20 protein-coding genes are annotated in these 21,869 nt (G+C 60.9%); 4 read left to right on the forward strand and 16 right to left on the reverse strand.

Annotation, left to right across the window (positions count from 1 at the left end):
• Positions 1–42: 42 nt before the first annotated feature.
• Genes P3T17_RS17960 through P3T17_RS17970 form a run of 3 tightly spaced genes read right to left on the reverse strand, consistent with a single transcriptional unit; the run spans position 43 to position 4,468 of the window.
• Positions 43–675, reverse strand: coding sequence for a response regulator (locus tag P3T17_RS17960; RefSeq protein ID WP_429408270.1), 633 nt, complete (start codon positions 673–675; stop codon positions 43–45).
• The gene (locus P3T17_RS17965; RefSeq protein ID WP_074269156.1) at positions 672–2,300 is read right to left on the reverse strand and encodes a hybrid sensor histidine kinase/response regulator; all 1,629 of its coding nucleotides are present in this window, start codon (positions 2,298–2,300) and stop codon (positions 672–674) included. Before P3T17_RS17965 ends, P3T17_RS17960 begins: the two co-directional genes overlap by 4 nt.
• Positions 2,297–4,468 carry an ATP-binding protein gene (locus P3T17_RS17970; RefSeq protein ID WP_429408272.1) on the reverse strand — a complete coding sequence of 724 codons (2,172 nt, stop codon included), beginning with the start codon at positions 4,466–4,468 and terminating at the stop codon, positions 2,297–2,299. Before P3T17_RS17970 ends, P3T17_RS17965 begins: the two co-directional genes overlap by 4 nt.
• On the opposite strand from P3T17_RS17970, the gene P3T17_RS17975 reads away from it, so the two are divergent.
• Positions 4,428–5,459: a substrate-binding periplasmic protein gene (locus tag P3T17_RS17975; RefSeq protein ID WP_143787715.1), complete on the forward strand. Its 1,032-nt coding sequence runs from the start codon at positions 4,428–4,430 to the stop codon at positions 5,457–5,459. The genes P3T17_RS17970 and P3T17_RS17975 overlap by 41 nt on opposite strands.
• Before the next feature lie 30 nt (positions 5,460–5,489).
• Here P3T17_RS17975 and P3T17_RS17980 read toward each other — a convergent pair whose 3' ends face one another.
• The 9 genes from P3T17_RS17980 to P3T17_RS18020 form a co-directional block, all read right to left on the reverse strand.
• On the reverse strand, positions 5,490–5,798 hold the full coding sequence (locus P3T17_RS17980; RefSeq protein WP_429286003.1) for a hypothetical protein: 309 nt from the start codon (positions 5,796–5,798) through the stop codon (positions 5,490–5,492).
• 177 nt (positions 5,799–5,975) lie between these two features.
• Positions 5,976–6,737 carry an ABC transporter permease gene (locus tag P3T17_RS17985; protein ID WP_429408274.1) on the reverse strand — a complete coding sequence of 254 codons (762 nt, stop codon included), beginning with the start codon at positions 6,735–6,737 and terminating at the stop codon, positions 5,976–5,978.
• Positions 6,734–7,660 carry an ABC transporter ATP-binding protein gene (locus P3T17_RS17990; protein ID WP_074269161.1) on the reverse strand — a complete coding sequence of 309 codons (927 nt, stop codon included), beginning with the start codon at positions 7,658–7,660 and terminating at the stop codon, positions 6,734–6,736. The genes P3T17_RS17985 and P3T17_RS17990 overlap by 4 nt, the downstream gene beginning before the upstream one ends.
• 105 nt (positions 7,661–7,765) lie before the next feature.
• Positions 7,766–8,308: a PaaI family thioesterase gene (locus P3T17_RS17995; RefSeq protein ID WP_429286004.1), complete on the reverse strand. Its 543-nt coding sequence runs from the start codon at positions 8,306–8,308 to the stop codon at positions 7,766–7,768.
• 279 nt (positions 8,309–8,587) lie between these two features.
• Entirely contained in the window at positions 8,588–8,953 is a 366-nt protein-coding gene (locus P3T17_RS18000) for a response regulator (RefSeq protein ID WP_074269162.1), read from the reverse strand.
• Positions 8,954–8,996: 43 nt separating this feature from the next.
• Complete coding sequence (locus tag P3T17_RS18005) at positions 8,997–9,536, reverse strand: hypothetical protein (RefSeq protein WP_429408276.1); 540 nt, start codon at positions 9,534–9,536, stop codon at positions 8,997–8,999.
• A gap of 11 nt (positions 9,537–9,547) precedes the next feature.
• Entirely contained in the window at positions 9,548–10,270 is a 723-nt protein-coding gene (locus P3T17_RS18010) for a methyl-accepting chemotaxis protein (protein WP_429286005.1), read from the reverse strand.
• Positions 10,271–10,319: 49 nt separating this feature from the next.
• On the reverse strand, positions 10,320–12,704 hold the full coding sequence (locus P3T17_RS18015; RefSeq protein WP_429408278.1) for an ATP-binding protein: 2,385 nt from the start codon (positions 12,702–12,704) through the stop codon (positions 10,320–10,322).
• Between the two features lie 295 nt (positions 12,705–12,999).
• Positions 13,000–13,200, reverse strand: a complete 201-nt coding sequence (locus P3T17_RS18020) for a hypothetical protein (protein WP_254369064.1) — start codon at positions 13,198–13,200, stop codon at positions 13,000–13,002.
• A gap of 146 nt (positions 13,201–13,346) precedes the next feature.
• Here P3T17_RS18020 and P3T17_RS18025 point away from each other — a divergent pair, with 146 nt between their 5' ends.
• The 3 genes from P3T17_RS18025 (at position 13,347) to P3T17_RS18035 (ending at position 16,558) form a co-directional block, all read left to right on the forward strand.
• Complete coding sequence (locus tag P3T17_RS18025) at positions 13,347–13,862, forward strand: arsenate reductase ArsC (protein WP_429408279.1); 516 nt, start codon at positions 13,347–13,349, stop codon at positions 13,860–13,862.
• A gap of 193 nt (positions 13,863–14,055) precedes the next feature.
• Positions 14,056–15,480, forward strand: coding sequence for an inorganic phosphate transporter (locus P3T17_RS18030; RefSeq protein WP_429286008.1), 1,425 nt, complete (start codon positions 14,056–14,058; stop codon positions 15,478–15,480).
• Positions 15,481–15,550: 70 nt separating this feature from the next.
• A complete protein-coding gene (locus P3T17_RS18035) occupies positions 15,551–16,558 on the forward strand; it encodes a lysylphosphatidylglycerol synthase transmembrane domain-containing protein (RefSeq protein ID WP_429408281.1) in 1,008 nt (335 codons plus the stop codon).
• Positions 16,559–16,602: 44 nt separating this feature from the next.
• On the opposite strand, the gene P3T17_RS18040 is transcribed toward P3T17_RS18035, so the two are convergent.
• The 4 genes from P3T17_RS18040 to P3T17_RS18055 all read right to left on the reverse strand — a co-directional run bounded on the left by P3T17_RS18040 (position 16,603) and on the right by P3T17_RS18055 (position 21,755).
• On the reverse strand, positions 16,603–17,352 hold the full coding sequence (locus tag P3T17_RS18040; protein ID WP_429408283.1) for a glycosyltransferase family 2 protein: 750 nt from the start codon (positions 17,350–17,352) through the stop codon (positions 16,603–16,605).
• A 227-nt stretch (positions 17,353–17,579) separates the two neighbouring features.
• Positions 17,580–19,040 carry an N-acyl-D-amino-acid deacylase family protein gene (locus P3T17_RS18045; RefSeq protein ID WP_429408284.1) on the reverse strand — a complete coding sequence of 487 codons (1,461 nt, stop codon included), beginning with the start codon at positions 19,038–19,040 and terminating at the stop codon, positions 17,580–17,582.
• Between the two features lie 10 nt (positions 19,041–19,050).
• Positions 19,051–20,517 carry a M81 family metallopeptidase gene (locus P3T17_RS18050; RefSeq protein WP_429408286.1) on the reverse strand — a complete coding sequence of 489 codons (1,467 nt, stop codon included), beginning with the start codon at positions 20,515–20,517 and terminating at the stop codon, positions 19,051–19,053.
• A gap of 11 nt (positions 20,518–20,528) precedes the next feature.
• Positions 20,529–21,755, reverse strand: a complete 1,227-nt coding sequence (locus P3T17_RS18055; protein WP_429408288.1) for an MFS transporter — start codon at positions 21,753–21,755, stop codon at positions 20,529–20,531.
• Between the last annotated feature and the right edge of the window lie 114 nt (positions 21,756–21,869).

Raw genomic sequence — 21,869 nt, forward strand, 5'->3', positions numbered from 1 at the left:
CAGGATTTCCCTAATAATCCTTAGACATTTAATGCGCGCTGGCTACTCGGCGGCCAGACCGTGCCTGATCGCATAGCGGATCAGCTCGGCGTTGTTCGCAAGACCCAGCTTTTGCATGAGACGCATCTTGTGAGTACTGATGGTTTTCGCGCTGAGCGCGAGGGCCTCGGCGATGTCGTTGATGCTTTTGCCCGACGCCAGCATCTGCAGCACCTGAAATTCGCGGTCGGACAGAATTTCGTGCGGCGGTGCATCGCCCGAGTGCGTCTCGAAGATGATCGCGTCAACCAGCTTCGGGTCGATAAAGCGGCCGCCGCTTGCCAGTTTGCGAATCGCGGTAAGCAGGACCTCGGGATCGCTATCCTTCGTCACATAGCCGGTCGCGCCCGCGCGCAAGGCCCGCGACACCACCTGAGCCTCGTTGTGGATGCTCAGCACCAGCACCGGCAACGAAGGCTGCTCGGCACGCACGCGCCGGATCAGGTCGACGCCGCTGATGCCCGGCATGGTCATGTCGAGCAGCAACAGGTCGATCTCGCACGTGCGCAGCTTGTCGACGACTTCGGAGCCTTGTGCCGCCTCTCCGTTCACGACGATGTCGGCGGTCGTCGCGATGATCTGCTTCAGTCCGCCGCGCACGATAGCGTGGTCGTCTGCAATAAGTATCTTGATCATGTGTGAGGTTCTTCGTCTAGCGGAATGTGAATCGAAACTGAGGTACCTGTACCGGGTGAACTGTCGATCAGCAGCGAGGCGCCAATCAGGCGGGCGCGTTCGCGCATGCCAAGCACACCGTAAGAATCGCCTTTGCGCGCTGCATCCTGATCGAAACCGCAGCCGTCGTCGCTCACGTGCAGATCGAGGCCGTTCGCGGAGCGCGTTAGCGTAACGTCTGCCCTGGTGGCGCGGGCATGGCGCGCAACATTCGTGAGCGAGGCCTGAACGATGCGAAATACCGCCGTTGCATGAGCATCCGGAAGCACAGGCTCGCTGCCGTTGATGCGAAACTGGCAGGGAATGTTGTTACGCCGGCTGAAATCTTCAACCAGCCACTCGAGCGCGGAAACGATGCCGAAATTGAGCGCAGCGGGCCGCAGATGGCTCGCCACGTTGCGCACCATCCAGATGGTCGTTTCAACCAGTTCGCGCATGTCGTCGGCCTTTTTCGCCGCATCCGAGTCGCCAGCGAGCCGCATCTTGAGCAGCGAGACATCCATTTTCAACGCCGTGAGGAGTTGCCCCAGTTCGTCGTGAATCTCCATCGCGATGCGCTTTCTTTCTTCTTCGCGAATCGCTTCCATGTAGGCCGACAGCTCGCGTAGCTGTTCCCGCGATTCGAGCAGCGCCTGTTCGATGCGCTTGCGCTCCGTGATGTCGTTCAGGCCGACGTAAATGGCGGGCGCCTCGTTGTAGGTCGCCACGCGGGCCGTCGCCATCGCCCAGAATACCGAGCCATCTGGCCGCGTGAACTGAATCTCGCTGTTGTGAAAACTCCCCTCGCGCTGCAAATGATCGACCAGGCTGTCGCGCTCCAGCGGATCGGCGTAAAAGTCCACGACATTCGCAGCGTCGTTGAGCAGGTCGAGTCCGAACAGTTCCTGGAACGGCCCGTTCGTATAGAGAAGCTGCCCGCCCGGCATCGAGGTAATGCACAACGGCACCGGGCTCGTCTCGACAATCGCACGAAAACGCGCCTCGCTCGACAGCAGTTTCGCCTCGGCGCGTCTGCGCTCCTCGACCTGCGCCAGCAGACTCTGGTTCGCCCGTGCCAGTTCGGCGGTGCGCAGCGCGACGCGCCCCTCCAGCTGGTCGCGCGCACGCGATAATGCTGCCTCGGCCTGCTGACGCACCGACACCTCCGCGAGCAGTTGCCGGTTCTGCACAACCAGTTGCTTGTGCATCGTTCGCAGTGCGAGATGTGTGCTGACGCGCGCGATCATTTCCTCTACGTGTACGGGCTTGGTCAGGTAATCGACGCCGCCCGCAGAAAATCCTTCGACCATGTCCTCGCTGCCGGTACGCGAGGTCATGAAGATCACCGCAATGTCGCGGGTGCGATCGTCCATCTTCAGGCGCCGGCAGGTTTCGAAGCCGTCGATGCCGGGCATCTTGACGTCGAGCAGAATCAGATCAGGTTGCGAGAACTGAGCGCGCTCGAGCGCTTCCGCGCCGTCGAGCGCGACAAGGACGCGAAAGCCGCGTTCAGTCAGACTGTCGACGACGACGCCCAGATTGGCGGGCGTATCGTCGGCGATGAGGATGGTGGGCTGCTCGCTGAGTTGGCCCGTTGTGTCGCTCATGGTGCCGGCCTTTGCACAAGATTTTGTTCGACCAACTCAAGAATCGCCTTCGACTGGTAGCCCTTCGCCAGTAGACGCACCTGCTCCGCGAACGGGACATAGCGTGCGTCGAGTGCCGCGACGCGCTCGCTCCAGAGCGAAATTTCCCTCATGTCGCCATGCCGGGCGAGGCGGTGCAACTCGTTCATTTCCTGCGGCGGCACGGCAAGACTCGCTTCGGACAACGACACGCCCTGTTGCGCCGTTGCGGGTGCCGTCGCCGGTGCTGTTGCATACGTCCACTCCAGGCCGAGCAACGCCGCGATCTTCTCAAGCAGCCGGTCGAAATCGACTGGCTTCGGGAGAAAGGCATTCACGCCGGCGTCGAGGCTCCGTTTCTCGTCAGTGCCGGACGGACTCGCGGACACCGCGATGATCGGCACATCCGCAATGCCCGGCGACTGGCGCAGCCGCTGCGTCACCTCGAGGCCATCCATGTCGGGCATCACGATGTCTGTAACAATCAGCGACGGCTGCTCGTGTTGGGCCTGTTCAAGCCCTTCACGGCCGGTCGCCGCTTCGACGGTGTCGAACCCGAGCCGCTCGAGCAACGTAATGACAACCGCACGATTGACCGGCACGTCGTCGATCACCAGCACCTTCCTGCGAGGACCGTCGTAGCCCGTCACATCCCGCGCGGGGAGCGCAGTCACCGGGGCGTCCGGCAGCGCGAGCGCCGCCGCAAGCTCGAACCAGAACAGGCTGCCTTCTCCAACCCGGCTTTCGACGTGAATCTCGCCACCCATTGCGCGGACGAACTGGCGGCTGATCGCAAGACCCAGCCCGGTGCCGCCAACCCGGCGCTCGGGCCGGCCGACCTGTTCAAAGGGCTCGAAAATCGTCTCCAACTGCTCAGCGAGCATGCCGACACCCGTGTCCCGTACCTCGAAGCGCACCGCCCCCGGCTCAGCCCTCATGATATGCAGACTCACGCTGCCATGGTCCGTGAATTTGACGGCATTCGCGAGCAGATTGAGCAGCACCTGGCGCAGGCGCTGTCCGTCTGCACGCACGCCGGCAGGCGCATCGCCGGCGATTTCGCAGATGAAATCCAGACCCTTCTGCTCCGCCTTCACGCCGATGATCTCGCGCAGCACGTCAACCAGCCCCACCAGCGGCACGTCGCCGATCTGGACGCGCAATTTGCCGGCTTCGATCTTTGCGAAGTCGAGCGTGTCGTCGATCAGCGTCAACAGGTGCTCGCCACTGCGCTGGATCACCGCAACACCTTCGAGCTGCCGCTCGCCGAGCGCAGGGTCACGCCGCAAGATCTGGGCGTAGCCGAGAATGCCGTTCAGCGGCGTGCGCAATTCGTGGCTCATATTGGCGAGGAATTCGCCCTTGGCGCGATTCGCCGCCTCGGCGGCCTGGCGTGCCTCGCGCTCCCTTGCGGCCGCGCGCTCCTCGAGATACGCACGATGCAGCCGCGCGCCCATCGCGTTGAACGCCGCCACCACGCGATCGAGTTCATCCGGCGCATTGGGTGCCCGCCGTTGCAGGCCAAGCGGCTGCGGCGTCTCGTGAAAGTCGTAGTCGCCGACACCGCTCGCGATCGCAGCAAGATGCCGCGTCACGAGCCGGGACAGGATGTAGATTGCAAACAGCGAAACGAGGAACGTATTGGCCGCCTGGCTCACCAGAATGAGCAGCGCCGTATGCGTCAGTTCGTGGTACAGATTAGCCAGGGTGGCCTGGACATAGAGCGTGCCGATCCGCTGATCCTTGCCCTGCACCCGGTAAAGCAGCGGAAATTCGCGGGCTATTGCCGGACCAGCCGTGCGCCGCCCCGCCGTCACGACCATCGGCGCGGCACCCGCACCGGCTTCGATAACCTCGGCAGCGCAGATATCTTCGAGACGCAGAATGCCGTCCAGCTCGATTTGCAGTTGCGGCTGATCGAGCCGCCAGAGCGCCTCGCCGACGCCGCCGCTGTAGCTTCTGTCGATGTCCGCGAGACGATTTTGGACCCGTTCGATTCCTCGGTCATAATCACGGTAGAGTTGCAACGCAGTCAGCAAAAGCGTGACTACGCAGCTGAAAAGGAATACCGTCGCGAGAAGCCGCAGAACCACGCTGTGGCGAAAGCGATTGAGCGAACTCCACCATGCGCCGAACGTGTTGAGAGCCATATTCCCCCGCGAGTGCCCTGGTTCTCGTTTTCCCTATTCTGCACTCGTTGCCGATCCGCGGTCTACCCATAGAGCGCCGGGTAGCAGCGCGCCACGGCGCCGAAGCGCCCTCTCGGTGGTGCGTGGCCTCGCCGCGGGGCTGCTTGTCTGCGCTGCGACCGTCCTGCCCGCGTTCGCCCTGGATACCGTCAAACCGCTAAAGTCTGATGAATTCCGGGTTCGCTACGCCTACCCATTCGAACTCCTTACGGAAGTACTCAAACGTACGACGCCAGCCTACGGCCCTTACGTCGAAGAGCCCTACACCGAAACCATTTCGGTCGCGCGTTCGCATGAAGAAGCCCTGAAGGGCGACCGTATCAACATCATGATCAGCGATGCAGGGCACAAGGAATTCGACGAGGACATGATTCCCGTTCCGTTCCCGATCGACAAGGGACTGCTCGGCTACCGCGTTGCGCTGATCGACTCGGATAACCAGTCGAAGATCGACGCCGTTCAGACGCTCGAGCAACTCCGCACGCTGTCGGTCGGCCAGGGAAGCAACTGGGGCGACGTCCGCGTCTATGAATACAACCATGTGCCCGTAAGAACTGCACAAACCTACGAATCGCTTTTTCTGATGCTTTTACATGGACGTTTCGACCTGTTTCCACGGGGCGTCACGGAAGCCCCGGGGGAAGTACTTGCCTATGGCCCTCAGTATCCGCGCCTCGTGATAGATCGGCACCTGCTGATCCGCTATCCGTTCGCGCAGTTCTTTTATGTCAGCAAGTCGGAGCCGCGGCTCGCCGCCCGTATCCGCGATGGGCTCGAGCAGATGAAAAAAGACGGCAGCTTCGACGCGTTCTTCAACCAGCACTTCGCCCGGCAACTCATCGATCTCAAACTGCCGGATCGCACCGTCATCGAGCTCAAGAATCCGTACTTGCCGGCATGGGTTCCGTTGTCACGCAAGGATCTCTGGTTCGATCCCAATTCGCTGCGCTAGCCGGCTTGCCAGCCTGTTAGATCATACAGATCAGCCTGCCATGGCGAGCGTATCCGGTATCGAGGCGTGTAACAGGACCTCGTCCACCAGATCTGCCACATTCAGCAAGGTCCGCTCGACCGCGCCACCTAGCATTTCACTGTGGGTTTTGCGCAGTTCCCATAAGGTCTCGCCGAGCCTGCGAATCGATGCTGGCTCGCTATCGGTCAATGGCCAGCAATGCAGCAGATACGCCAGAGAGGTAACGTTTCGCTGCTCACACCATGTGTCGAACAGATGCATGCAGATCGAGTTGATCTGCTCCACTGCATTTTCGCGCTCGGACAGATAGGGGAACATGGCGCACCAACCGGATAAACGATTTCGATATCCAATGCTAGGCGCGCGGTCAACGGGTTGCAGTCAGGAAGCGTGGAAAATGCCCGACATGGATGCTGAATCGCGGGTCAGGAAATCCTTAATGCAGCGCGACAGGGTCGATAAGGCTGAATCGACGGACCGGAGCATAGCAGACCGTCAACTCTTCAACCGGTACCCCGTCTTGAAGATCCATGCGACGATAACCAGAAAAATGGCCAGAAACAGCGCGGTCATGCCGAGACTCACCGCGACGTCCACATCTGCCAAGCCGTAAAAACTCCAGCGAAAACCACTCACCAGGTACACGATCGGATTGAACAGGGTCACGATCTTCCAGAACCGCGGCAACATATTGACCGCATAGAAGCTTCCGCCGAGAAACGTCAGCGGCGTGATGATCAGCAGCGGCACGAGCTGCAGCTTCTCGAAACTGTCCGCCCAAATGCCGATGATAAAACCAAACAGGCTGAACGTCACCGCGGTGAGCACCAGGAACAGCACCATCCAGAACGGATGCAGCACCTGCAACGGCACAAAGAGCCCGGCAGTAGCGAGAATGATCAGTCCCAGCAGAATCGATTTGGTTGCAGCCGCACCGACGTAGCTCACCACGATCTCGAGATACGAGACCGGCGCGGACAACAATTCGTAGATCGTTCCTGTGAACCGTGGAAAGTAGATCCCAAACGACGCGTTCGAAATGCTTTGCGACAACAGCGACAGCATGATCAGCCCCGGCACGATGAACGCGCCGTAAGTGATGCCGTCCACTTCCTTGATGCGCGAGCCGATTGCCGCGCCGAACACGACGAAATACAGCGAAGTGGAAATCACCGGCGCAATAATGCTCTGCATCAGCGTGCGCCAGGTGCGCGCCATTTCGAACTTGTAGATTGCGCGGATTGCGTAAATGTTCATTGATCACCTCTGAGCAGACTGACAAAGATGTCTTCGAGCGAACTCTGCGTCGTCTGCAGATCCTTGAAGCGAATGCCTGCGTCTTCCAGCGCTTTGAGCAAGGCAATGATGCTGTTTTGCTCGCGTTCCGTGTCGTAGGTGTAGATCAACTCGTTGCCATCCGCGGAGAGCGTGAGGCGATAGTCGGCGAGCGCAGGCGGCACCTGTTCCAGCGGACTTTCGAGTTGCAGTGTCAGTTGCTTCTTGCCGAGCTTGCGCATCAGTTCGGCCTTGTCTTCGACCAGCATGATCTCGCCCGCGTTGATCACGCCGATGCGGTCGGCCATTTCTTCGGCCTCGTCGATATAGTGCGTGGTGAGAATGATGGTCACACCGCTCGCGCTCAGCGAGCGCACCAGTTGCCACATGTCGCGCCGCAACTCGACGTCGACACCCGCCGTGGGCTCGTCGAGAAACAGCACGCGTGGTTCATGCGAGAGCGCCTTGGCGATCAGCACACGGCGTTTCATGCCGCCCGAAAGCTGGATGATCTTGTTGTTACGCTTTTCCCATAGCGACAGGTCCCTGAGCACCTTCTCGATGTACGCAGGGTTCGCCGGTTTGCCGAACAGTCCGCGGCTAAAAGAAACCGTGGCCCAGACCGTCTCGAACGCGTCGGTAGTGAGTTCTTGCGGCACCAGCCCGATCAGCGAACGCGCCGCCCGGTAAGCCGTGCCAATATCATGACCGTCCACCACCACGGAGCCTTCCGACGCCTTCACGATGCCGCAAATGATACTGATCAGCGTGGTTTTGCCGGCACCGTTCGGTCCTAGCAACGCGAAGATCTCGCCACGGCGAATCGACAGATTGATGTTTTTAAGCGCGTGGAAACCGGAAGCGTAGGTCTTGGAGAGATTCGTGACAGAGACGACAGGCTGCATGGAGGACAAGGGTACGGACGCAGCTGCCGGTTGGGTTTGCCGGGCCGCAGCCCGGAGAGATGTTTCGGAATCGATGATGATCCTCGCAATGTAAAGGGAAGCGCGTTATCGCTGGGGCATCTCGAACACGAGACAGGTCGTCGTAGCATGCGCATACAAGGTGCCGTCGGGCCCGACCAGGCGCGCTTCAGCGGTTGCCAGTTGGCGGCCGCAATGAATCACTTTGCCCTCAGCGCGCACACGTTTTACGCGGGGCGTCAGCCCCTTCACGTAGTTCACGCTGAGTTCGGCCGTGGTATAGCCTCGTCCAGGCGGCATCTTCGTGTGTACGGAACAGCCGAGTGCCGAATCGAGCAACGTGGCGACCCAGCCGCCGTGAATCGTGCCGAGCGGGTTCAGATGCTGTGCCCGCGGTTCACCCTGAAACACGCAGCCGCCGTCACTGACTTCCACAATCGTGAAGTCCAGGGTCTTCGCTATCGCTGCGTAGGGTACTTCGCCGCGCAGCATGGCCTGCAGGAATTCCAGCCCGGTCTTGCCGGCAACCTGTTCGGGGCTTGCCAGTCCGGGGCCCGGTCCCGCTTCCAGCCGGCTCACAATCTCCGCCTCCTCGGCGAGCCATGTCTCGATCACTTGTTCGGATGTCACTGCAAATCTCCGTGTTTTATTGATGTTTCGCGCGAGCTGGGGCCGCTCGGCCGCCCTCCGCGCGCGCCATCTTTCGCTCCTGACTGGCGCGCATCGCCGGCCATTCGGTGTCAATGATACTGAAGCGCACGGAATTTCGCTGACGGCATGGCGTAACCCCGCCATCGCGGCGAGGGTGTTAAAGCGCTCCCAGGAAATGAGAGACGCAAATCCGCGGCCATTGCAGCCGCGGCAATCCACGCGTGCGGAGGCTAAGTGCCCCTGCACACCCGGTGTCAATCAGCTTGCCAGCTTCCTGAACGTCTCCAGCACGGCATCGCCCTTGAACGGCTTGACGATCCAGCCCTTCACGCCCGCTGCCTTGCCGCGTTCCTTCATCGCCGGGCTGCTTTCGGTGGTCAGCATGATGACGTTGACCGTGCTGTTGCCGAGTTCACCACGAATCTTTTCGACCATCGTCAGGCCGTCCATGTTCGGCATGTTGACGTCGCTGATCACGAGTCTGATGCCCGGATTGCCCTTGAGCTTGGTGAGGCCGTCCTTACCGTCCACTGCCGTATCGACGTCGAGACCATTTTTCTTCAGGAAGCCGGCTACCTCGTCACGCACCGTGCTCGAGTCATCCACAACAAGAATTTTCGACATGTCTATTTCCTATGGCATCGATCAAAATAAGTCGAGGCCGGTTTCAAAACAGTTCAAGTTCACCGCTGGTATCTTCGAGCGCGCTCGCTTCGGCGACAAAATCGATCGGCGCATGCGCACACATGCAAATCGTCGCCCCCAACCTGACGGCGTCGTTGATCGACACGGAATACGACGCCAGAAACTCCGGCTTGAGCGCCTCCAGATAGGGCCTGCAACGTGCGCTCAGCACATAAGGCGTCGACATGCCCAGATCCGGAAAGTACTGGAGCAACTCCTGATTCACGGCTCCACAGCACAGATTGCAGATCTCAAGAAACACTTCCAGGAAGGGACGCTCCGACTCTTCTCTTAGGAAGTAGCTTTGCGTACGCTCGTCTTCATCGTACTGAAGAATCAGCAGCAGACGGAACGCAATGCCGGAGATCGTCAGGATAACCAGGTTGCCATCGGACAGGCTGTGTGCGCCATGCGCATCCGCCGGGACGATCTCGCAGACGTCGCTCGCCTCCATCGTCAGGCGCGATCTGATCGCCCTGAAGAAGATGTGTTCAACGCTTTCCTTTGCATGAGCACTGATCACGTCGATACCCGCTAGTGAAGCGTTGCGTGAAACTGGTTAGCCAGCGACTCGACGCTCGAAAGCGACGCGGCAATCATCTTGCCGCCTGCCTGGATGTCCTGGAAGGTCGCCGTGGTCGTCAGGTCGTTTCTATGCAGACTGTCGCGGTAACTCTTCGACAGCTCTTCCGAGCGCGCAGCGAGTGCCCGCACTTCGCTCGCCACCACCGCGAAGCCACGGCCGGCCGTGCCCGCACGGGCCGCCTCGATCGACGCATTCAACGAAACGATCACCACGTGACGAACAATCGAAGACAGCTCGTGGTTTTTCGTGTGCATGTCCTGGTTCTGCGTCATCAGCGAGATCATCTGTTCATGCCAGCGTTCGAACGTGCCCGCCAGACCTTTGAGGCGCGCGGCTTCCGCCGCAAGCTGAGCGGCCTTGTGCCCCAACTGGTCCTTGCTGTCGAGCGCGGCCTTCAGCTCCGTGCGCACTGCGTCCGCGCTGTCCGACTGCGTCTTCAGCTCGTCGCGCAACTGGGCGAGCGTGGCTTCGAGTTCCTGCATGTGTTGCTCGTGCACGCCGATCAACTCGCGTTGCGCGGCGCTCGCCTGCGATAGCGTTGCCGTCTGACGATCTGCTTCCGCGCGCAAGCGGTGCACCGCCCTGGCGCTCGCCAGGCGGTACGCGGCCAGTGCCACGAGAGCGGTGACGGCGCTGCCGGCCAGCGCTGCTACTAGAACCTGTTGAATCACAGCCAATCCTTCCGAATGTCAATTACAGTGAGCGGCAAGAGTCAGCCGCTCAATCGGCCAGCGTATCGAGTTCCAGCTGGTCCGCATCGCCGCGTGTCGGGATGCCCGCGGTATCGACCGCGAGGCTCGCCGGCAGGCTCACGATGGTCTGGAACTGCCGGAAACCGGCGCCCTTGTGGTCGTCGGTGAAGCGCAGGGCGATGCTGCCGTGCTCACGCCTGAGGAAGTCGCGCACAGCATCCATACCGACACCGCGGCCCGATACTTCGGTAACCTTATCGGCCGTCGAGAAGCCCGGACGGAAGATCATCTCGGCGATTTCCTCGTCGCTCAGCTCCTGATCGGCTGCAATCCAGCCCTTCTCGAGCGCCATGCCGCGAATCCGCTGCAGCGCGAGGCCGCGGCCGTCGTCGCTGAGCGTGATCTGCACCGTTTCCCCGTGCATGCCCACTTCGATATTGATCGCGCCCGCGGCGGGCTTGCCTTGCGCAGTGCGCACGTCGGCGGTTTCGAGACCATGGTCGACGGAATTGCGCAGCAGGTGCATAAACACGTTCTTCAGCGCACCACCCGCCTCACGCCGCAAGCGGTAGCCGTTGTCGTCAATCTGCACTTGCGGCGTTGCCTTGCCCAGTTCCTGCGCCAACGAAGGCAAAGATTCGAGCACACCAGACAGCGCCTCGCCCACGCTTTCCGTACCGAGAATGCGCAAAGCCTGACGCACGTTGTGGCGCATCGACTGGAGAGCGTGCAGATCGTCGGCCTTCGCGGCTTCGAGCAAACGCAGGCTCTCCTGAATATGCGCGATGTCGACCATCAGGAAACGCTCCGCGCTTTCGCGGCGGCTCGCACCCTTGCGGCCAAGGCTGACTTCGTTGATCGTCGCGTAGCTCTCGACAGCGGCGCGCACACGGGCCAGTTCCTGCATCAGACTGTCCTGATCCCACGCCGCGTGCACCTCTTCCGAATGACGCAATTCGTGATAACGCTGCTCAGTCTCGTGCACGATGTTGGTCAGATGCTGCAGGTTGTAGGTCCGCGCGTTGCCCTTGATGGTGTGCATGTTGCGGAACAGCTCCGAGATCGCTTCGCGGTCCGCCTGCGAATGCTGGCGAATGATGCGCTCGTTCTCGTTGATAAAGCCTGCGGAGCTCTCGATGAAGTGATGGAACTTCTCTTCGCTCACCGCCAGAATTTCGCCGATCATTTCCAGCTGGCGCCTCTGCTCGCCGGCCTCTGCCGCGAGCTTGCGCAACTCGGTGACGTCGCGAATGCACAGCATGAGACGCACGATCGTGTCGCTGTCGTCGGTGATGGCCGACCAGTTCAGATCGAGAATCTTCACGCGGCCATCGGGCATGCGCTTCGAGATTTCGGTGACCAGCAGGTGTTCGTTGAACGCAAAGTTGATTGCATCTTCGCCGAGACACGCGAAGCTCGCGGCATCGACTTGCGACAACACGTCCGCGCCGAGATCGGTGCCCGCGAACACCAGGTCCATCAGACTGCGGCCAGCAATGTCGTTCGTCTCGAAGATCGCTTCCAGATAGGCAGAATATTCGGAGTGGACCATCGCCCCTTCCACCACGGTCAGAATGCCCTGTTGCATGTTCTGCAACATCGCCTGAATGTCCGCGGTCTTCTGCTTGAGCTGTAGTGAGCTTTCCTGAATCTTCTCGATCATGCCGTTGAACGCCACGATCGAGTGACCGATTTCGTCCATGCGGCCCACCGGCACGCGGCGTGTGAAGTCCTGGCTCGATGCGATCTCGCTCATCATCTCCTGCATGCGGGTCAGCGGTCGCGTGATCTGGCGATACAGCAGCGAACCGATCGACGTCAGCAGGATGATCGCAATACCGGTGACGATTGCAATGGCGGTCGTGGTCGTCGCCAGCGTACCGTTTAGCGTGGTGATGGCCTCGTCTTTCTCGCGGTTCTTCTCGATGCGCAGCGTCTCGACGATGCCTTCGAGCTCGTCGCGATACTGGGCCACGTTCGCGAACAGATACGCCTGCGCCAGCTCGTTCTTGCCGGCGGCCTTCATCTTGGCGGTGTCGTCGATTGCCGAGAAATAGTTCTCGAGGCTGTCGGCGGCCTGAGATACGAGACCCTTCTGCGCCTGGCTGGCGGCGTCGTGAGCCTGCAAGGCAAGCGCCTGCTGCAACGTCGCTTTCTTCTTCGTGAGTTCGTCCTGAGCCTGCGCGACGACGTTGCCGTCCGGCGCATACACGAGCGTCATGATGGCGAGCTGCACGTCCTTAACCTGAGAGACCAGATCGGCCGAGGCGAGCGCGCTAGGCACTACCCCTTCTGTGACCTGCTTGACCTCGGCGGCGCTGTGCCGGGTCTGATAGACCGCATAGCCGCCGATGGCGGACAGTGCGACAAACATCAGAATTACCAATAGCGTGATGCGATGACGGATAGTCATTTATGCAAATCCCCGAGGTCTGGCGTGTGATTTTTGCTCTTCATGAGAGCTGCCCGGATAGGTTGTGTTGGTCGGATTTTGCCGGGCGCCCAGATTATCGTAGACCGCATGTGACAGATCGATGACTAAAGATAGCGCCCTGATTTAAACGCCTAAGAAATTAAAGCGGAATAAAACGTAATTATTGCGAATCTTGAATACGCGCAATTTCTTTAGGATTTCCCTAAAGTTTTTTCGCTTGATGCCGTTAATACTTCGCCCTTTGCTTTCCATGCGTCGCGTTCGACGTCACGATCTAGCTCAGCACCCTCAGGCGGCGCCACCGCGTATCCATGTCTTTCAGCAGAGCGATGTAACTCACGGCGCGCTCGGTACCGAGGCTCGCGCTTGCGGCTTCGTTGGTCTCATTCCACAATCGCTCGAAGCGATTCGCCGCCTCCAGTCTCGCAAGCGGCTGGTTCAACAGAACAACAAATGCAAAAGACAGTTCTTCCACGCTTCGATGCATCTGTGAATGCACCGACATCGATTTGGCAAAGTGATTCAAACGGCCCTCAAGCGTTAGTTGTCATAGGTACGCAAAACTCCATCAGCACAATTCTCAACAAAGATTGTCACCAGAATATTACGGGGGTAGTTCAGATGAGCCGGAAATGCAATGTGTTGTTCCTGTGCCGCGCGAATTCCGCGCGCAGCGTCATGGCCGAAGCGCTGCTTCGCGAGCTCGGCGGCGAGCGTTTTGAAGCGTTTAGCGCCGGCATTGAACCAGCCGACGACGTGCACCCCCTCACGCTTGCACAACTACGCCCCACGATAGGCGATCTCGGCAGAGTGCGGCCAAAAAGCTGGAACGTCTATACGAAAGCAGATGCACCCGTGATGGACGTGGTGATCGCAATGTGTGAAGAAGCCGGCGAAGCACATGCGCCCGCGTTTCCCGGCAAGCCGATCTTCTGCGAGTGGAATTTTGCCGACCCGCTCGCAGCAGGCAGCGACGACGCCGAGCAAAAGCGTGTCTTCGAACAGGTGTTCCGGCAGATCCTGCGTCGCATCAGCGTGTTTGTTGCGCTTCCGCTGCACTCGATGCAAGCCTCCGAACAGCGGCTCGCGGTCAATTCGATGGACGAACACGCGCCGCCCTCGATTGCAGCCGAGTAAGCACCGCACCACGAGCGGAAATGAACCCTTCGCAGGCATGCCCCGTGCTGCCGCAGTCGTCGCACGGTGCAAACGCAGCGCACCGTCGCTGACTTAAAAGGTTCATCGGGGCAACCTAGGATGAAACGTTCGCACTCACGGAGCAGCCAGCCGACATCCGCGACTTTGCCCCCCACCGCTTCCGGGAGTGCAAATGCTCGTTCACTTCATGCCGTCATCCGGCATCGTCGTCGCCATGCTGGTCGTCTGTCTCGTGATGGTGCTGGCATTCGAGGCGACCAACGGTTTCCATGATTCCTCCAACGCGGTCGCCACCGTCATCTACACGCAGTCGCTCAAACCTGGCCAGGCCGTGATCTGGTCCGGTCTGATGAATTTTATCGGGGTGATGGTGGGGGGAATTTCTGTCGCCTATGCGCTCGTCGAAATACTGCCGCCCGATGTGTTGACGCCACCGGACGGTTCGCCCGCCGTCCCGATGCTGGTGTCGATTTTCGCGGCGGCCCTGTTCTGGAACATCCTGACGTGGGCGTTTGCGATACCCAATAGCAGTTCACATTGCATCATCGGCGCGCTGATCGGCGTCGCGGCAGCCGACGCGCTGATCAAGGCGCGCAGCATGACGCAAGGAGTGGACTGGAAGCAGATCGTGATCGTACTAAAGGGGCTCGCCATCTCGCCGATACTGGGCCTGCTGCTGGCTGGCGGACTGTACGGCATCATGCGGCTCGTGGTGCGGCGCGGTCATCTGTTCGAAACACCGAAGGAAGGCCAGCCACCGGTCTGGTGGCTAAGAGGGTTGCTGGTTCTCACGTGTACCACGGTCAGCTTTTCGCACGGCACCAATGACGGTCAGAAAAGCATTGGCCTCATCATGTTGACGATCATCGGTCTGCTGCCGGCTGCATACGCGCTCAATCCACAGGCCACCGGTCAGATGACCGAACTCAGCCAGAACGCGGCAGCCGCAATTCCACTGATTCAGCGCTATGGCGACGACGTCAAGGATCAGGCGCTGAAGTCCGCGACCTTGCTGCAAAACGCCGGCCCGCAACTGGCCAGCGAGGCGCACGAACTCAAGACCCGCGACGATTCCGCGAATTCACCGCAAACGGTGGCGGTGCGGGCACAACTGCGCGGAGCCGTGTACGATGTGCTCTCTGAACTCAAGCACGTCGGCGAGCAGAACGGTGCCAGCAAGGACGAGAAGGCGCAGGCAACGGATCTGCTGAAGAAAATGGGCCCGCCGGTGCAATATGCGCCATGGTGGGTTCGTGTGCTAAGCGCGCTATGCCTGGGTATCGGCACGATGATTGGCTACAAACGCGTGGTACGTACGTTGGGCGAACGGCTCGGCAGGCAACATATGACGCCGGGCCAAGGGGCCAGCGCGGAACTGGTCGGCTCGGTGCTGATCGGCACGGCTGGCTTTACTGGACTACCGGTCAGTACAACTCACATCATTACGTCGGGAATTGCCGGCACGATGGTAGCGGGTGGCCAGGGTGTGCAAGGCGGTATGCTATGGCGTATCGCACTCACCTGGCTGGTTACCTTGCCTGTCACGATCCTGCTTTCCGCATGTTTATTCTACTTCCTTGCGAACCCCAACTTCTGACGACCAACACGCGCGCGGTGCCGGTTCCGCGCAACGCTCCGAGCCCCCGGCGGGGACCTGGGCGAAACTCATGACGCGACTGCACATACGTCATGCGGCAACCACATTGGCCGTACTCGGCGTCGGACTCGCAATGGGTGCGCCGTTTATCCTCGGCGCGCATGACGTGCTGACCGGCTTACGCAGCGTCTCCCTTCAGATCTTTGCGGTACTGGCGGCAAGCGCCGCGCTAAGCGCTGCTGCCAAGGCGGGAAAACTGCATCTGATGCAAGGCGCGCTTGGCCTGCGGCTACGCTTCCTGCGCACGCTAACGATTACCGTCGTAACCGATTTCGCATTTCTCGTCTCGCCGCTGGGCGCAGCGGGCTACGGCGTGAATATGGGCCTGCTGCAGCGTTCGGGAGCCTCGTGGGCACTCGCCACCACGGTGGTCGGCGCGGACCAGGCGTTAGACCTCACGTTCTTCGCGGCCGCCGTGCCGCTCTCGTTGCTGCTCGCGCTCGGACCGCTCAGTCAGGTGACGCCGAACTTCCCGTTATCTACCGTCCTCACCATACTGGCGGCGCTCGCGATCGTCGTGGCTGTGCTGTGGCTCTGCCGTCGCCCCGCCGTCGCCGCGCTCGACGCAGCGGGGCGACGCATCGTATGGCTGCGGGCGCGGCGCGCACGCTGGACCCGCTTTCGCCAGAGCGTAGGCCGGCAATGGGTGCTGCTGCTGACGGGGCCGCGCTGGCGTCTTGCAGCGCTGCTGGTGTTGACCACCTTGCAATGGCTGCTTCGCTACAGCGCGCTGTGGTTCATCCTGCATGAACTCGGCTATCGCTTGCCGCTTGGTTTCGTGCTGGCGGTGCAGGCCGTCGTATTGCACGCGGCGCTGTGGACAGGCGTGCCTGCCGGAGGCGGCAGCGGCGATCTGGCGCTGGCCGCCGCATTCGCGCCATGGGTGCCGCGCGCGGCCATGGCGACCGCGCTCGTGCTGTGGCGCTTTGCGACGCTCTATTGCCCGTTACTGCTAGGCGCTGCAGGCTTTATCGCGCTGGCGTGGCGCCGCCGCGGTGCCGTACCGCTCGCACAATAGAGTGCCGGGCACCACGTCAAAGCCAGGCGCTTTCTCAAAGACCCTTACGCGGCCGTATCGCGCGGCTTTCTGATTCTTACCGAAAGCCGAGCGCGGCCCGGATGATCGACCCGCAGGACAAATAGCTGCAGCGTCTGGGTAATCAACGCAAGTGGGTAGGTCACCTTCAGCAGATCGGAGATCATGCGCCACTCGGCGCGCACGCCCTTCCAGTAGCCGAGCTTTTCGGTCTTGCGCGCCTGCGTGACGTGCGGCCAATGCGTGACCGCAATCGAAAGCCGGCGCGAGATGATGCGCCGGTTCATGAACATTTCAATGCCGAAGCGCGGCAAGCCATGGATTTCCTTGAGCGCTTCGTCGAGCAACTGCTTTCTGACGACGCGCTCCCCGGAGACGAAATCAAGGCCGATAAAGCGAAACAGCAGCAGGCTGTTCTGCCGCAGGCTCATGCTGACGTCGGCGCATCCACTCAGGACGGGGGCGGCCAACGCGCTGATGTGGTCGAGTGCCAGGCCCTTCAGATCGGCATCGAGCAGCATAAGCCACTCGTGCTCCGCGGCTGCTATACCCGCAGCCATCGCCGCGCTCTTGCCGCGGTTCTGCGCGCATTGGATCAGTCTGACCGAAGGAAAGCGCCTGACGATGTCGGCCGTGCCGTCAGTCGAGCCATCGTCGACGACGATGACTTCGGCTAGCAGCGGATGGACCGACGCCACCGCCAGCACCGCAGCGATACGCGGTGCTTCGTTATAGGCGCAAATGATGCATGAAACCCGGTGACCTCTAGATGGCATAGAAAATAGTCGTCGTATTGCGGGAGGGGACAGCCCGGTCAAGCGGACCTGGCGAACGGCAGACGTCCGATTTTGACCGCGCTTTATGACCGTTTCATCTGCTTCACGATTGCCGAGCAGAGAACCACATGAAAAAGTTGTTAGCGTGACAGGCGAACGAAAAATGCGTGAATCCTGAAGAGCCCGTGCCTCCGTTACGCCGCATCGTGCACGCCCGCTCCCCCCCTTTACATTCGCGTAAGCACCCGACCGTTGCGTGCGCCGCGGTGCGCGCCATGCCGCCAGGTCAGCATGCCGTTGACGATCACGGCTTCGATGCCTTCGGCGGGCTGGATAGGGTCGTCATAGGTGGCGCGATCGCGTACCGTGGCCGCATCGAACACGACGACATCCGCATGCTTGCCCACTTCGATAGTCCCGCGATCCTTGAGGCCGAAGTTTTTGGCGGTCAGTCCGCTCATCTTCCAGACCGCCGTTTCAAGCGGAAATAGACGCACGTCACGACTATAGTGGCCTAGCACTCGCGGGAACGTTCCCCACAAACGCGGGTGAGGCTTGCTGCCGCCAGCGAGGCCGTCGGAGCCGATCATCGTGTCCTCGAAGGCCATGATGTTCCTGACGTCGCCCTCGTCCATGCTGAAATAGACCGCGCTTGCCGGCTGCAGACGCTGTGCGGCTTCCACACGGCTTACTTTCCATTCGTCGGCAATCTCGGCAAGCTCGCGTCCCGAGTATTCCGGGTAAGGCTCGCTGGTCGCGATCACGACACGCCTCTGTAGTTTTTCCTCGACCGTATGCAGCATCGTCGAACTGGCGGTGTACGGATAGCAATCGAGCGCGACGCATTGGCACTGCATTGCGGCACGGATCAGCGGCAAGGTTACAACCGACTTGCCGAAGTTCGCTTCCCGCATCAGTTTGTGGTGTGAAATGACGACACGTACATCCAGCGCCCGGCCAATGGCAAAGGTTTCATGCAGAGAATCCACACAGCCTTCCGCCTCGTTTCGCATGTGCGTCGCGTACACGGCGCCGGTGCCCGTCAGCGGACGGCACACCTCGATGACTTCCGAAGCAGGTGCTAGCGCTGCGGGCGGATAGTAGGTACCCGTCGATACACCGATTGCTCCCGCGTCTAACGCTTCGCTCAGCAGGTCGCGCATCGCCGCGATCTCTTCATCAGTGGCCGCGCGATCGAGCGAGTCCATTGTCATCACGCGCAACGTGGTGTGTCCCACCATGGCGGCGACGTTCACCGAAGCAGGGGCCGCGCGTAGCGCATCGAGGTAATCGGCAAACCGCCCAAAAGCGGATGCCGTCGACGGGTCGCGTTGCTGCAGCAGACTAAGCGGTAAAGGCAGCGCCATGTTCGCTTTGAGTGGCGCGAGGCTAACGCCGCAATTGCCGGTGACCACGGTGGTCACACCCTGCGAGATCTTGCAGATCATCTCGGGGTCGGACAGCACGGACTCGTCATCGTGAGTGTGCGAGTCGATAAAACCCGGCGCGACAATCTTGCCACCGGCATCCAGGTCAGCACGCGCTGCTTGCCCGGACAGATCGCCGATGGCAACGATCATGCCGTCGCGAATGCCTACATCCGCATCGAAGCGCGGACGGCGCGTGCCATCGACGACCGTGCCGCCGCGAATCACCAGGTCGAAAGGAGGCGCAGTGTGCTCGCTCATAGTAGGGGTCTCAGTTCAATGAACCTGATTCAGATTGCTCAATTGGCCACTTCGGATACCTGATCTTTCTATAAGTCAGCGCATTCCAGTCCGGACTCGCAGAACCCGGGGCGCCGACGTACAGGATATCCTCAGCGATCGTCGCAAACGACGCATGAAAATGCTGGGCCGACTTGACCACCACAATCCGCTTGATGGACAGGTCACACTGAAGTTGCGTGAACAGATCCACATTCATGGCCTGGCCGCGCAACGTGTTGAGGACGATCTCGATGCCCTCCATCTCGATCAACGCGCAATCGCCCATTTGCGTCGGCGTTCCGCCATTGCCGGTCATTTTCAGGTCGCGCATGAGCGCCTTGACGACACAGCGGCCGTCCACCGGGTCGCCCGACAACGGTCCGATCTTGCCGCCTATGCGCATATCGAGCCGCGAGCCGACGCCCGCGTCGAACGCAATACTGACCGCAACAGGATCCCATAGCGGACCGAGCGCCGCATTGCGGATACCGCGTTCGAGCATGCGCCGCAGGATAAACGTGGAATCGCCTGCTGCGCCGCTGCCGGGGTTATCGGAGCGGTCTGCCAACACCACGGGCCCGCGCGGCGCAACCATGGCCCGGTCGAGCGCGGTGTCGATGTCGAGATAGCGCACCAGCAGCGTGTCGCGCATCGCCACCAGATCGTCGGCCAGTTCACGCGCAAGTTGCTGCGCCGCCTGCGCGTCGCCGTCGGCATAGACGAGCACTTTCGTGCCCATGTCGGGTACGTCGCCGGTCGCAAAACCCTGCACGATCGAAACAGTCAGAATGCCGTTGTGGCCTTCGAGCGACTGGATGCGCTCGACCAGCGAACGCCCAGGTTCGCGCGTCGTGTGAATCGGCACGACCATATCGCAATCGATCACCGCTGAAACCGGCGCGATCTCACGCTGTGCGAGACGCCTGCATAGATCGGCCAGTTCGTAAGCGCGCTCGAGGATGTCGGTATGCGGATACTCCTTGTACGCCACGAGCACGTCGCTATGCGCGATCATCGCTTCGCTCAGGTGAGCATGCGGATCGAGTTCCGCGCCGATCACCACGCCGGGCCCGACGATTTCACGCACCCGCGCGAGCAGATCGCCTTCGCAATCGTCATAGCCGTCGGCGACCATTGCCCCGTGCAGGCCAAGCAGCACGATATCGACGGGCAACGCGGCGCGCAGGTCGGCCAGCAATTCGTCACGCAGCGACTCATAAGCCTCGCGCGTGACGGTGCCGCCAGGCTGCGCCGAGGCAACCATGCCTTCGATCAGCGTCCAGTCATAGGCCTGCGCGCGCTGCCGTGCAGCCCACAGCGGTCCACCAAACGACGACATCTCGGCAGGATGGCAACCCGCTGGAAAATAGCGACGCTCCTTGAATGCGGCGAGGCCAGTCGGCATCGGCGCGAAGGTGTTGGTCTCGGTCGCAAGACTGCCGGTAAACACACGCATCGGATCTCCTTTCACGGATTACCCGCCAACGGACGAACCGCAACGGCGCGGGCCGGGTTCCACGTCGCCGACACAAGCGTCGCCAGCACCCCGGAAACCAGCAACAGCCAGAATGCCGCAAGATACGAACCACCGCTCGCGGCAATCAGTGCGCCCATCGCGACCGGGGCAATCGAATTGCCCAGTTGCCCGCCGAAGTTCATCAACCCCGTCGCACTGCCGATCAGATGCTCCGGGAAGTGGCGCAACGGCGCGGAAAACACCGTGGCATAGACAAAGTTGAAGGCCAGCAGAAACAGCGTCCAGTACATGACGAGCAGCGCGATCGAGGTAGTCGTGATCATCAGCGCAAAGAATACCGCGCTAAACAGCGCGCCAAGCAGCATGAAGACGCGCTCGCGCCCGTTGCCGTACTTGTCGAGCAGCACGCCAACCGCATTGGTCCCGGCGAACGCAATGAGGTTGGGAACGGTCGCGGCGAGACCGATGTGCAGCAGATCGATCCGGTACGCTTTCATCAGATAGGAGGGCATCCACGACTGCACCCCGACATACAGCATGCTGGTGAAGAACCAGATTGCCGTCAGTTTCCATGCCATCGGCGTGCGCAGCAACGCGCTCCACGAAACGCGTGAACGGTCTGCGGCGCGCTCGCGCTGGCTCGCCATGCCGCTGCGCAGCGCGAACCACAGAATCAGCGCTACACCCATGCCGACCACTGCGAGGATATGAAACGAACCACGCCAGCCGAGCCGTGCAACCGTCAACCCGATCAGGCCCGAACCCGCTGCATTGCCGAGAAACACGGTGGAAATCAGAAACGACTTGGCGCGCGCTCTTTCCGGCTTGGGAAACACTTCGGCCACCGTCACCGAACTCGCAGGCGAGAAACTGCCCTCGCCGACGCCGAACAGAAAGCGAATGACGAGCAACGAGCCGAACGACCATGCCATGCTGGTAGCGCCCGTAAACACCGACCACATGACAATGCACAGCACCACGACAATACGTGAGCCGAAACGGTCCGACAGCCAGCCGCCGGCCAGTTGCATCAACGCGTAACTGATGTAGAACGCGCTGAGCAGCATGCCGGCTTCACGCGCATCGAGCGCAAGTTCGTGGCCGATCGGAATGATCGCCGTGCTCATGAGGATGCGGTCCGCGTACCCCACCGCCCAGGCAAGGAACAACCCCGACAGGCACGCCGCCTTCTGTGAGCTGGAGAAACTGGCTTCCACGCAACCTCCTTATGTACTACGGATTGATCCGGTGTGGCCCGGACTGCGGTGTTGTTCTGTTCATTGCAAGCTTCATTGCGAGCCGTATTGCGAACCTCACTGCAAACTATATGA

The sequence above is a fragment of the Paraburkholderia sp. GAS82 genome (assembly GCF_050436285.1).
GTDB lineage: Bacteria > Pseudomonadota > Gammaproteobacteria > Burkholderiales > Burkholderiaceae > Paraburkholderia > Paraburkholderia phenazinium_B.